Source organism: Rhodococcus sp. IEGM 1351 (genome assembly GCF_030056875.1).
Lineage (GTDB): Bacteria > Actinomycetota > Actinomycetes > Mycobacteriales > Mycobacteriaceae > Rhodococcus_F > Rhodococcus_F opacus.
The window spans coordinates 98435-111023 of the sequence record NZ_JASHKU010000006.1; the positions used below are offsets into that span (position 1 = coordinate 98435).

A 12589-nucleotide genomic window follows, 5' to 3' on the forward strand; every position below is an offset into this window, starting at 1 on the left:
GTCACCAGCCCTAGGCTCGTGCCCAACCGAACTCCACATTCTGCAGGAGGAACCATATGGCAGGCGACACCGTCATCACCGTCATCGGAAACTTGACGGCTGATCCGGAGCTCCGATTCACCCCCGCGGGTGCCGCGGTCGCGAACTTCACTGTCGCGTCCACGCCCCGCACCTTCGACCGTCAGACCAATGAATGGAAAGACGGCGAAGCGCTGTTTCTGCGTTGCAACATCTGGCGCGAGGCAGCCGAGAACGTCGCGGAGAGCTTGACCCGTGGCTCGCGAGTGATCGTGAGCGGCCGGCTCAAGCAGCGTTCGTACGAAACTCGTGAAGGTGAAAAGCGCACTGTCGTCGAGCTCGAGGTCGACGAGATCGGCCCCTCGCTGAGGTACGCCACGGCCAAGGTCAACAAGGCCAACCGTGGTGGCGGCAGCGGCGGTGGCTTCGGTTCCTCCGGCGGATCGGGCGGCGGACGTCCGCAATCCAACACCGGCGGAGATGATCCGTGGGGCAGTGCGCCGCAGGCGTCCGGCTCCTTCGGAGGCTCTGGTGGCGGGAGCGACGAACCCCCGTTCTGATCCGTACCTGATCGGAACATCCAGAAAAGAGCAAACTAATGCCGAAGCCGCCCTTGCGCGACAAGGTAATGAAGAAGAAGATCTGCATCTTCTGCAAAGAGAAGAACACGCAGATCAACTACAAGGACACGACGCTTCTGCGTAAGTACGTCAGCGACCGCGGCAAGATCCGCGCGCGCCGTGTCACCGGCAACTGCGTCCAGCACCAGCGCGACGTTGCCATTGCCGTCAAGAACTCACGTGAGGTGGCGTTGCTGCCTTACGCCACCGTGGCTCGCTAAGGAAAGGGAGGAAAGACATGAAGCTCATCCTCACCGCTGACGTGGACAACCTCGGTGCGCCTGGCGACACCGTCGAGGTCAAGGACGGCTACGGCCGCAACTACCTGCTGCCCCGCGGCCTGGCCATCGTCGCCACCCGTGGCGCCGAGAAGCAGGTCGAAGGCATCCGTCGTGCGCAGGAAGCCCGCGCCGTGCGCGGACTCGACCACGCCAAGGAGCTCAAGGACGCCATCGAAGGCCTCGAGAACGTCTCGCTGTCGGTCAAGACCGCCGGTGACTCGGGCAAGCTCTTCGGTTCGGTTACCGCCGCCGACGTCGCCGGTGCCATCAAGGCCGCCGGTGGACCCGTCGTCGACAAGCGCAGCCTGGAGCTGCCGAAGGCTCACATCAAGGCGACCGGCAAGCACGCCATCGTCGTGAACCTGCACCCCGACGTGGTTGCGAAGTTCCACCTGAACGTCGTCGGCGCCTAGTCGACTCGTTTACTCACAGGCCCCCCGGACGCCTCGGCGTGTGGGGGGTCTGTGCTTGTCGATTCCGGCTTACAGCCGCTCTCTCGGGCCCCGTTTTCACCGGTGTGAAGCACGCAGAGGAGCGGCTTCCAGCTGTGTCTGGAAGTTAGCCGCCCCGCCGACGATCTGTGAGGTGAATCATATTGCCACGCAGGGGCGACCAACTCAACACGCCCGAGTCGTCAACGCGAAAGACACGCCGAACGGGTTTTCATCCACAGTGGTGAGAATCTAAAAAACGGCTCTGATCTGGGTCTTTGGGATTGTGAAACGCACTTATCCTCAGGTTATCCCCATGGGGTTAACAAACGTACCCAGCAGTTTCCACAATTTGTCCCCAACTGTGTACACAGGCTGGTTTGAACAGCGGGTAGCTAATCCCTAACGTCGTCCCGGCGTGTCTCGCGATCACGACGCCGGCTGCCGCGAAGAGCCTGCGAAGGTTGTCGGTAGGGGCGAGTACAAAGAGTTCGGGGCACCAACACCGGGAAGCATTTTCCGGGGTGGCGCAACAGTGATGGGGAAGGTCGGTCGAGTGGCTGTAGTAGACGATCGGGGCCGTTCCGAATACCCGGGTCCGCCTGACGCGGAGCCCGGCGAAGAGTTCGGCCGGCAGCCACCTCAGGACATGGCGGCGGAGCAGTCGGTGCTCGGCGGCATGCTCCTCAGCAAGGACGCCATCGCGGACGTGCTCGAGGTGCTCCGTCCCGGCGACTTCTACCGTCCCGCGCATCAGTCGGTGTACGACGTGATCCTGGACCTCTACAGCCGCGGTGAGCCCGCCGACCCGGTCACGGTGTCCGCGGAACTGGACCGTCGTGGCGAGCTCCGCCGCATCGGTGGAGCGCCCTATCTGGTGACGCTCACCCAGACGGTGCCCACCGCCGCCAACGCCGGCTACTACGCCGAGATCGTGGCGGAGAAAGCCATCCTGCGTCGCCTCGTCGACGCCGGCACCCGCATCGTCCAGTACGGCTACACCGGCGCCGACGGTCAGGACGTCGCCGAGGTCGTCGATCGCGCGCAGGCCGAGATCTTCGAGGTCACCGAACGCCGCACCACCGAAGACTTCGTCCCCCTCGAAGAGCTCCTGCAGCCCACGATGGACGAGATCGACTCCATCGCCAGCCGCGGCGGCATCTCCCTCGGTGTGCCCACCGGCTTCGTCGAACTCGACGAGATCACCAACGGCCTCCACCCCGGCCAGATGATCATCGTCGCGGCCCGACCTGGTGTGGGTAAGTCGACACTGGGAATGGATTTTTTGCGCTCCTGCTCCGTGAAGCACGGCATGGCCAGCGTCATGTTCTCGCTCGAGATGAGCAAAACCGAGATCGTCATGCGTCTGCTGTCGGCGGAGGCGAAGATCAAGCTCGGCGACATGCGCTCCGGCAAGATGACCGACGACGACTGGACGAAGCTCGCCCGTCGTATGAGCGAGATCAGTGAGGCGCCGCTGTTCATCGACGACTCCCCCAACCTCACGATGATGGAGATCCGCGCAAAAGCCCGGCGGCTCAAGCAGAAACACGACATCAAGCTCATCGTGATCGACTACCTGCAGCTGATGAGCTCGGGTAAGAAGGTCGAGTCACGTCAGCAGGAAGTCTCCGAGTTCTCCCGTAGCCTCAAGCTTTTGGCGAAGGAACTCGAGGTTCCCGTGGTCGCGATCTGCCAGCTGAACCGTGGTCCCGAGCAGCGACAGGACAAGCGCCCCCAGGTCGCCGACCTTCGTGAGTCGGGATCGCTCGAGCAGGACGCCGACATGGTCATCCTTCTCTACCGTCCCGACGCCACCGAACGCGACGACCCTCGCGGCGGCGAGGCCGACCTGATCCTCGGCAAGCACCGTAACGGACCCACAGCGACAATCACTGTGGCGCACCAGCTTCACTTGTCGAAGTTCGTCGACATGGCGCGGGGTTAGGCCCTCCCCCCCTGCTGCTGCTGCCGTAGATTCCGGAGCTAGATGTTCTCTTGCGTCGTATTCCGATAAACGGAACTAGTGCCACACCCGTGAAGGTTTGCCCTCTTGTAGCGACACGCCGCTTGGTTGCGGAACTGGGGCTGGTGGGTGGGCCACGCTGTGGTGGTGGCAGAACGAGTGCGCGTGCGGGAGATCGATGACGACGAAGGAAGACGATTGTTACGGATCGTGCGTCGCGGGAGCGGGTCGGTGGTGACCTGGCGGCGAGCGCAGATGATCTTGCTGTCCGCGCAGCGGATGCCGGTGGCCAAGATCGCCGAGGTCACCTTCACCAGCGCCGACCGGGTCCGTGACGTGATCCACAACTTCAACACGGACGGTTTCGACTCGCTGTATCCGAAATACAAAGGCGGGCGGCCGAAGACGTTCACTCTGCCCGAACGCCGGGAGATCAAGAAGATCGCCAAGTCCACCCCGACCGAGCACGACCTGCCGTTCTCGACCTGGAGCCTGTCCAAGCTGGCGGACTTCCTGGTCGCCGAGGGGGTGGTCGACGACATCAGCCATGAGGGCCTTCGGGTTCTGCTCCGAGAGGAGGGCGTCTCGTTTCAAAAAGTGAAGACATGGAAGGCGTCCCGGGACCCGGACTACGCGGTGAAGAAGGCCCGGGTCGAGCACCTGTACGCGATCGCCGACCGAGAGGTCGTGCCCGAGCCCGGTGAGCCGGGGGTGGTGTTCTGCCTCGACGAATTCGGCCCCTTGAACCTGCAACCGCATCCGGGGCGGCAGTGGGCCGAACGCGGCGGCAGGCACAAGGACGCCGAGCGTGAGCCGCGACGCCGCCGACGGGCCACATACAACCGCCTACACGGAGTACGGCACCTGTTCGCCGCCTACGATCTGGCCACCGACAGGCTCTACGGGCACGTCAAAGACACCAAAACCTGCACCCAGTTCCTCACCTTCTGCCGCTACCTGCGCAGCCTCTACCCGGCCGGCGTGCGCCTGGCGATCGTGTGTGACAACTTCTCGCCGCACCTGACTACGAAGAGATGCCGCCGGGTCGCCAACTGGGCGGAGGCGAACAACGTCGAGATCGCATACACGCCGACGAATAGTTCGTGGTTGAACCGGATCGAGGCGCAGTTCACCGCGCTGCGCTACTTCGCGCTCGACGGCACCGACCGTGCCTCTCATCGCGAGCAGGCCAGCATGATCCGCCGCTACATCATCTGGCGGAACAAGCATGCCGCCGACGAACGGTTACAGGAGATCGTCAACAAGGCAAACGTTGCCTGATACGGCACTAGCGACGCCGTCGGCCCGAAGGTCCTCGCGGCGGCGCGCCAGTTTCTCGCCGCTCGGGGATCCACCATCGGGGACTCACCCTTGTGCCCCGGCGGCACGGCCAGCGCCACGCGCACGGCTGCTGGCGGGTGACAGCACCATGTCGCGCCGCACGATCGTGCGGAACTCTGGGTTGACCGCAGCTTTGCCGCAAGAACATGTCGAGATCCCAGCCCCGGCTCCGTCCCAGCATCGAATCGGCAAGGCGACAATTGGAGGATGGATCCATGGCACACGTACAACGTTTCGACCACATCGGCATTACCGTCGCGGACCTCGACTCGGTAACGGCGTTCTTCGTCGGACTAGGTCTCGAGGTCGAGGGCACCGGATCCGTGGAGGGCGAGTTCGTGGAGACCGTCTGCGGCATCCCCGGCGCGCACTGTGAGATCGTGATGCTGCGGCCACCCGACGGAGGATCCCGGTTGGAGCTCGCGGCCTTCGTCACGCCCGACCACGTGCCCGGATCGCCCACGGCGATGGCCAACGAGCTTGGGCTGCGCAACGTGTCCTTCGAGGTCGGCGACCTCCAGGCGGCCGTCGACGCGGTGGCTGCGGATGGGTACGGGCTCATCGGCGGCATCGGCGAGTACGAGAACAGCGTGCGAATGGCCTACGTGCGTGGGCCCGAAGGGATCATCGTGTCCCTGTTCGAGCAGATCGGCTGACGCGCGAGCGTTACCCAATCCGTCGCCATGGACGCGGCGGTAGCTCGACAACGTTACAGAATGCCCGTCTGTAGCCGTCCCGTGCGCAGATGTCGCCCGAGACGCCCGGTGGTTGCTGGACACCTCGACGACGATCCTGACCACAAGGCTCACCGGATTCCGCCGGGGGTTTCGCCTGAGGAGCACTTACGCCCATTACGCCCTGACGACTGAGAGGGCCGATCAACCGATCCGCAACGGACGTCCAGGCCTGTTCACAGACAGCGAGTCGCCCCACCCGTGCGGGCATCGGCTGCGAGGGGCAACGACGATCTGCGACGCTGATCAGACAACAGCGGAACACTTGAAGAGGCTGGAGATGACCGAAGCCCCGAGCAACGGCTCCACATCAGGTGACGAAGCGGTTACTGTTCGTGCCGAAGCGATCCGGGCCGCGGCAATCAGCGCGGCACCGAAGCACAGACGGCTGCTGCAATCGGCCAGGGGTGGTCGCATCCTCAGCGCAATCACGCTCCGGGTCTTCGCTATCTTCACACCCCCTGGGCACGGGTGCTCACGACGACCGGACGAAAGACCGGCCAGCAGCGCCGGAACTACGTTCGTGCGATCCGGCGCCACGACAAGGTGTACGTCGTAATGCTCCGCCCTCCCGCATTGGCAATCGAGAGACCCCTGGCCGTCTCGTTCTGGGTGTGGAACATGCGAGGCAACCCGAACATTCGCCTGCGACTGCGGCGCCGAACCTGTGCCGGTGTCGCGCGAGAGATCAGTGACCCGACCGAGCTGCAACAGGCACGAGAGGCAATCTGCGAGACAGTGCACCTCATCGACTACGGCGAGTGCCGTCTTCATCTGCGCGGCCGCCCTTCCCGGACCAAGATCAAGGATCTGCACCGCTACTGGTTCGACACCGGCATCCCACTCGTAATCGAACTCGCGGAGTAGGCGAGGTATCGGTGGAAGGGGCACCCGCACGCTGCCGCCGATACCTCGTGAAGTACGGGGCACGAACCAGGACCCGGGACGAATCGGACGGACGTCGAGCCTCCAGGTGGTCCCGCAAGAGGTTCTGTCACCGTCCGAACCCGCTGCGCGACAGGGGATCGAAGTACACCCTGGTCGCGTCACTTCGGGGATGCCGACTACACGAGGTCGGCCAGTAGCCGGGCGTCGCGGTCTACGGCCCAGAGGTGGGCACCTTCGTCGGCGAGTCTTTCAGCGGTGGCGATCTGTCGATCATCGCCGGTCAGGCGTCTACACCGCTGTTGCCGCAACCGCGTCCGGTTCCAACCGGGAGTACGTGAACTCGCTCGGCGCTGACGAGTTCGTCGACTACCGCGAGCAGCGGTTCGAGACGTCGGTGGCGCCGGTGCATGCCGTGATCGACACGGTCGGCGGCACAGTCCAACAGCGGTCCCTCGACGTGTTGAAGCGAGACGGGGTTCTCGTCGCCCTGCCAGCGGACGTCCCGGACGAGGTCAAGGCCGAAGCCGAGCGACGCGGTAAACGGACGCGATACTTCAGCGTCGAACCGAACGCTGACACGCTGACCAAGATCTCCCGGCTCGTCGCTGACGGCAGAGTGCGGCCCACGGTCAGTTCGGTGTATCCCCTCGCCGAGGCTCGAGCTGCCCACGAAGAGGGCCGGGCAGGACACGTCCGAGGGAAGCTGGTCCTCGACGCGACCACGGTTGCTTCCTGACCAGCGTGCTTCGGGACGGGTGCGACTGCTTCCCGAAATGCGCTGGGCGCCTATCTCGCCCGGTTGAAGTTCGGCTTCCGGACGTCGGTGAGCACCGGATTCTGTCGGCTGCGCCCGACGGCGGCTTACGGTGCGGAAGCCACCTGTTGGACGATCCTGTCGTCGGCTCGAACCATTGACTCGAAAGTGTGTTCGAACTAGAATTCAAGGATGGGGCTCGGGGGAGATATCCAGGGGGCGTTGTCGGACGAGATTCTGGCGACCGCGGTCGGTGATGCGTGGCGTCTGGCCGAGGCGGAGTTGCTCGAATCGGTCGTTCGTATCTCGGAGGAGATTCAGCGGCTCGAAGCCTTGCGCGTCAAGCTCGTCGGGGCCGTCGACCACCGCTGTAAGGTTGATGTGCTGGGGTTTCCGAACGCCAAGATGTGGCTGGCTTCCAAGACGTTGCTCGAGGTGGGGGCGGCGGGGCGAATCGTGCTGTTGGGCAGAGGGTTGCGTCTCCAGCCGGAGATCGCGGACGAGTATTTCGGCACCAATATTTCGGCGGAGCACGCGGCGCTGATCATGAAGTTCTGCGAACGGCCACCCAAGGGCATGCCGCTCGAAGCGTTGGATGACTGCCGAAATGCGTTGCTGTTCGCCGCAACCGGTCCCACCGCGAACACGGATGCGGTGCGCGCCGTGATCGCCAGGCTGGAACGCGCCTTCGAGTCCGACGATCCGCCGCCCAGTGAAGACACCGACCTCAACGAGTTCCACGCGTCCAAGACGCTCAACGGCCGTGTCGCCGTCAGAGGCGACCTGGATGCCGTGACCGGTGAGATGCTGCTGTCGGCGCTCTCCGGACTGTCCAAGCCACGGCCCGCGCAGGACGGAACCAAGGACCCCCGCACTCCCGGGCAGCGGCGGGCCGACGGATTCACCGAACTCCTGCGCCGCTATCTCGACTCCGGGATCGCGGGCGAAGAAGGCGGCGAACGACCGCACGTCTCCGTCCACGTCAACGCCAAAGATCTCGCCGACCACACCGACTGCAGTGCACGAGCACAGCAGGATGCCGCTTCGTCCGACGCCTCGCTCTTCACCGTCGATGGGGTGGCGTGGACCGAGTGGATGGGGCCACTGAGTCTCAGGGCAGCCCGGCTCCTCAGCTGCGATTCGATCTACACGCCGATCGTTCTCGACGACAACGGAGCGCCACTCGACCTCGGCATCTCCACCCGGACAGTCACGAAGAGGCAGCGAAAAGCGTTGGTGGCGCGGGATCGAGGATGCGCGTTCCCCGGGTGTGGTGCGCCGCCGTCCTGGTGCGAAGGTCACCACATAATTCACTGGTCCGCAGGCGGGCCGTCCGACATGGGTAACCTGGTGCTGCTCTGCGGATTCCACCACCGGCTGCTGCACCACAGTGACTGGGAGATAGAGATGGGAGCCGACCGGCACCCCACGTTCATCCCACCGGGGCAGGTCGACTGGGAACGAAACCCGATACCGGCGCACAACCGGGCCCGGCCCCGAGCGTCCTGACCACGCGACACAGCGCACGCCGACTCGGTGACAGGACAAATCCTGTCGCCAAGCCGGCATGCCGTCGTGGCGGGGTCCGCCGGCCATCTGTGGGAGTACTGGATCGGTCGGCTGCGGCAACCGGCACCGGCGCGATCGGTCCGCAGGTACAGCCCAGCGGACCGAGTGCGCTTCCCTGCGGTTGTGTCCGCCCCCGACACGCGGGTAGGTGGTAATTCTTCGGCCAGGATGCGGCCGCCATAGCTGTCGCGTCCAATCGCGCGGACCCCACTGCGTCGATTACCGCCGAGGTGACTTGTGCGCAGCAGGGCAGGCGGATGCTCACCGCTGACGACATGTCCGCCCCTAAGAAATGAAACAAACCGATTGGCCCGTTTTCTGGTAACGTCTGCTTCGTCATGGTGGTCACATGACGACGCGGACGTCTCGGGCACACGAGTCGGCACACGCGAGGGGTGGAGTGCAGGTGTCGCCTGAGCTGCTGGTTGGGCGGCACCTGCACCCAACGCGCTCGCACACGCCGAAACGCACCGCTCTGGCAGGACGGCAACGCGCTGACCGTCGCGGCGCACCTCGAATGGGCGGGCGAGCCGGTGTCCACATTCCCGCTGGCGGGTGTACCCGGCGAAACAGTGCATTCACGCCACCGTTGGGACGACAATTCGAAGATGAACTCCACCACCGAGGAACAGCACATCAGCGTGGTGCGACAACGCCTGGCGGCACGATTTCCGACCATCGATTCCGGAGTGATCAACCAGGCGATCGACACCGCACACCACCAGTTCGACGGACGACCAGTACGTGACTTCGTTCCGTTGCTCGTCGAACGCGCTGCTCTCAGGTCCCTCACTGACGACACCTAGCGCACGGGTTCGGTGTTGGGCTCACTCCCGACGCGGAGGCACTGGTCGGCCGCAACGTCTCGACATACGGGACCCCGCCGAGCCGCTGGTGTCGGTTCGGCACCGACGTCAGCGAGGCGGGGTCGAGGTGTCGCATCCTGATGGGTCGACGTCGGTTGCCGCGACACTCCCTCAGCGTAAGCGTCGCCCAGAAGTGTGGGAGAGAAAGCGACCGGGAAGTCTGGGTGAACGTTCTCGGGCGCCTCGGTGGTCGAACTCCCGGTGCCGCTACGACCGACCCGCTCCGCGCTGGCCGCCGTCGACCGCCCTCGTCCGGCCCATCGTGCCACGGAATACCAGGTCAGCGGTGGTGGATTACGCGAAACGCTCGTGAACTTCTGAACAACACGAAGACGCCGAGGGGCTCGAATGGTTACGCTCTGCATGCTTTTTCGTATCGGTTGCAGTACGTACTGAATGGGGATCGGCATGACGAACATCAGCACAGCTCGGCCCGGATACAAATCCTTCACCCGCCTGGCGGCGGTCGCAGGTATCGCCGTACTTGCCATGGTGATGGGTAACGGCACCGCCTCGGCCGGTGTCGACAACTCCAGTTCCGTCATCGACGCGGACGGCAACCGCATCGAGGTCCTGCAGGGCGACACGCAGTATCAGGTCGTCCCGCCGCTCGACGGCGTACCGACCAGTGTCGAGTTCTTCCACAACGGATACGCCGCGGTGAACATCAGCGGTCCCGACGCCGCGGAGTTCGAGGCCACACAGCTCACCGTCGGATACCAGATCGGTTACCCGGTTGCGCTGGCCGGTGCGACCATCGTCCTCAATTCGCCCGGCCTCGGGTTCGCGATCGGGTCGGACACCGGAATCGACCTGGGGCTCGTCCCTGACTTCACGCTGGATCTGAGTGCGGGGACCAACGCGGAGCTGGCGGGTGACATCATCCCGTCGCAGGAGCTGGACATCGACCTGGAGCCGGGAGGTATCACCGAGGTCCCGCTGCTCGAGGGTCAGGAGTTCGACGGACCCGAGGCGCTGGTCCGGATGCAGGGCGTTCACGGTTCCATCTCCGGAGCGATCGGACCGGTCACCATCCGACCGTATGCGAAGGCCGTCACAGCCAACGGTGACACCGTCATGACCTACGGTGTGCCGCAGAAGCTCAACTGACCGGTGCTGGAACAGGTTCCGTGGAACGCAACGGGTCGCCATCCCGATCGTGGATGGCGACCCGGCGCGGTTGTTCGCCTGGCGCGACAACGCCTACGACGCCACTAGTTCCTCGATCCTTTCGCGGGCGGCCCGCTCGATGAGCAGGAGCACGAAGTCGTGTACCTTCCGGTCCGCGAAGCGGCTGTGCGCAGAGCGTACAACCATCGTCGATGGTGTCCCGGGAGACGTCCGGGTACCGAGACTGGAGGCCGTCGATGACCCTGGTGAGATGGAGCCGCTCTTCATCGTTCCGCCGAATTCGGCGATGGGGTCAAGCCGCACCGAAGTCACCGGTTCGCCTCGTCCTCGGCGGGTCCCGCTCTGGCCGAGACGCTGTTCACACCGCGGGTCGGGTCGCTGACATGGGCAAACGCACCGCAAGCCAGGGCCTGCCGCTCCCGTCAGAAGCGCGCATCACGGGGGATGCAAGAACTGGTGTGCGCGAATCTGTGACGAAGGGCATCACCGGAGCGGATCGTCGAGAATGGTCAACTTGCACCGGCCGACGGAGGCCGCACGATGTCGGCGCCGGGTCGCCTGCCGCTTTCGACCCCTCACCTTGACTCGCGACAGAACTGCCGGAGTCGGTGAAGGCTCGCTGAGCGAAAGTAGCTAATCGTCAATCATTTCCACTGCGCTTGGCGATTGTCCCATCGGCCACGCGACAGCGGACGTGCGGAATTTCCTATCGCGCGGGCCTACTCCTCCTATCGTCGCTGCATGCCACCGCCCCGACGCGGGCCGGGACGGGAGTTCGCGGCGCGGCGTTCACCGCACCGTCACCCCCGGCTGCTGAGGTGTCTCCGGGAAACACGGAACAACCGAGGAGATGCGGGTGGCGCGAATAAGACTCGAAGGTGTGTCCAAACAATTCGGCACCGCGCAGGTAGTGCGTGAGGTCGACCTCGACATCGCCGACGGAGAGTTCATGGTTCTCCTCGGACCGAGCGGGTGCGGGAAGTCGACGCTGCTGCGTCTGATCGCCGGCCTCGAGAGCCCGTCGTCGGGCCGCATCCTATTGGGCGAGAACGACATCACCAGGACACCACCCCGACAGCGGGACGTTGCGATGGTGTTCCAAAGCTATGCCTTATACCCGCATTTGACCGTCGCGAAGAACATCGGCTTCCCCTTGCGTGCCCGCAGACGGTCGAAGGACGAGATCCGGGAGCGGATCACCACCGTGGCGTCGGCGCTCGGTCTGCAAGACCACCTGGACCGGCGCCCCGCCCAGCTTTCCGGCGGACAACGCCAGCGGGTGGCGCTGGCACGGGCGATGGTTCGCGACCCCGGGGCGTTCCTGATGGATGAGCCGCTGTCGAATCTCGATGCCGCGTTGCGTAGCGCGACCCGCACCGAGCTCATCGACCTGCACCACCGGCTGAGGTCGACATTCCTGTACGTCACCCACGACCAGGTCGAGGCGATGACGATGGCGACACGAATCGCGTTGCTGAACAATGGGACGATCGAGCAGGTCGGTACACCGACTGAGCTGTACGACACTCCGCGTTCGACGTTCGTCGCCGCCTTCCTCGGCGCGCCACCGATGAATCTGTTCGACGCAACGGTGATCGAGCGGGCCGGGAAACTGCACCTCGTCGCCGACTGCGTCGACGCGCCACTCGGGTTGTTCGCCGGGTCGGCGATCGGACCGCAGAAGGTGACCGCCGGCATCCGGCCGGAACGCATCCGGCTGAACGGCACCGATGTCCAGCTCCGCGGTGTCGTCACCGCATCGGAGAACCTGGGCAGCGAAGAGATCCTGCACGTCACCGTGGGCGGCACCGTCATTCGCGTCCGCGCTCCACGCCCGGTTGCCGCGCAGGTCGGCGACGCCGCCGCGTTGAGTGTCAGCCCCGAGGACATTCAACTGTTCGACTCCGGGACCGGCCGCCGGCTGGTCTGGCACGTTCCCCACGAGCACGGGGCATCGCCACGCGATGCCTCGCTGTCGGTGGCATGAGCG

At 64.8% G+C, this 12589-nt stretch carries 13 protein-coding genes; 12 read left to right on the plus strand and 1 reads right to left on the minus strand.

All coding sequences use genetic code 11. The features are described from left to right. Window positions 1–56 precede the first annotated feature (56 nt). From QM806_RS12420 to QM806_RS12470, 11 genes are all read left to right on the plus strand, one after another. Complete coding sequence (locus QM806_RS12420) at window positions 57–578, plus strand: single-stranded DNA-binding protein (RefSeq protein WP_005249678.1); 522 nt, start codon at window positions 57–59, stop codon at window positions 576–578. Window positions 579–616: 38 nt separating this feature from the next. Next, on the plus strand, window positions 617–859 hold the full coding sequence (gene rpsR, locus QM806_RS12425; protein ID WP_005249686.1) for a 30S ribosomal protein S18: 243 nt from the start codon (window positions 617–619) through the stop codon (window positions 857–859). Window positions 860–876: 17 nt separating this feature from the next. Then, on the plus strand, window positions 877–1332 hold the full coding sequence (rplI, locus tag QM806_RS12430) for a 50S ribosomal protein L9 (protein ID WP_005249695.1): 456 nt from the start codon (window positions 877–879) through the stop codon (window positions 1330–1332). A 574-nt stretch (window positions 1333–1906) separates the two neighbouring features. Beyond that, a complete protein-coding gene (gene dnaB, locus QM806_RS12435; RefSeq protein ID WP_029539771.1) occupies window positions 1907–3298 on the plus strand; it encodes a replicative DNA helicase in 1392 nt (463 codons plus the stop codon). Between the two features lie 165 nt (window positions 3299–3463). Then, on the plus strand, window positions 3464–4597 hold the full coding sequence (locus tag QM806_RS12440; protein ID WP_349307599.1) for an IS630 family transposase: 1134 nt from the start codon (window positions 3464–3466) through the stop codon (window positions 4595–4597). Between the two features lie 275 nt (window positions 4598–4872). Next, a complete protein-coding gene (locus tag QM806_RS12445) occupies window positions 4873–5313 on the plus strand; it encodes a VOC family protein (protein ID WP_005572832.1) in 441 nt (146 codons plus the stop codon). 549 nt (window positions 5314–5862) lie between these two features. Next, on the plus strand, window positions 5863–6258 hold the full coding sequence (locus QM806_RS12450) for a nitroreductase/quinone reductase family protein (RefSeq protein ID WP_240483111.1): 396 nt from the start codon (window positions 5863–5865) through the stop codon (window positions 6256–6258). Window positions 6259–6613: 355 nt separating this feature from the next. Then, window positions 6614–7015, plus strand: coding sequence for a zinc-binding dehydrogenase (locus tag QM806_RS12455; protein WP_005572830.1), 402 nt, complete (start codon window positions 6614–6616; stop codon window positions 7013–7015). Between the two features lie 210 nt (window positions 7016–7225). Beyond that, window positions 7226–8542 carry an HNH endonuclease signature motif containing protein gene (locus QM806_RS12460; RefSeq protein WP_283291560.1) on the plus strand — a complete coding sequence of 439 codons (1317 nt, stop codon included), beginning with the start codon at window positions 7226–7228 and terminating at the stop codon, window positions 8540–8542. A 668-nt stretch (window positions 8543–9210) separates the two neighbouring features. After that, complete coding sequence (locus tag QM806_RS12465) at window positions 9211–9408, plus strand: three-helix bundle dimerization domain-containing protein (RefSeq protein WP_043790384.1); 198 nt, start codon at window positions 9211–9213, stop codon at window positions 9406–9408. Between the two features lie 468 nt (window positions 9409–9876). Further along, window positions 9877–10578 carry an MspA family porin gene (locus QM806_RS12470; RefSeq protein ID WP_005567897.1) on the plus strand — a complete coding sequence of 234 codons (702 nt, stop codon included), beginning with the start codon at window positions 9877–9879 and terminating at the stop codon, window positions 10576–10578. 93 nt (window positions 10579–10671) lie between these two features. On the opposite strand, the gene QM806_RS41665 is transcribed toward QM806_RS12470, so the two are convergent. Continuing rightward, a complete protein-coding gene (locus tag QM806_RS41665; RefSeq protein WP_502943855.1) occupies window positions 10672–10866 on the minus strand; it encodes a three-helix bundle dimerization domain-containing protein in 195 nt (64 codons plus the stop codon). 589 nt (window positions 10867–11455) lie between these two features. On the opposite strand from QM806_RS41665, the gene QM806_RS12475 reads away from it, so the two are divergent. Beyond that, window positions 11456–12586 carry an ABC transporter ATP-binding protein gene (locus tag QM806_RS12475; RefSeq protein ID WP_043790385.1) on the plus strand — a complete coding sequence of 377 codons (1131 nt, stop codon included), beginning with the start codon at window positions 11456–11458 and terminating at the stop codon, window positions 12584–12586. The last annotated feature ends 3 nt before the right edge of the window (window positions 12587–12589 follow it).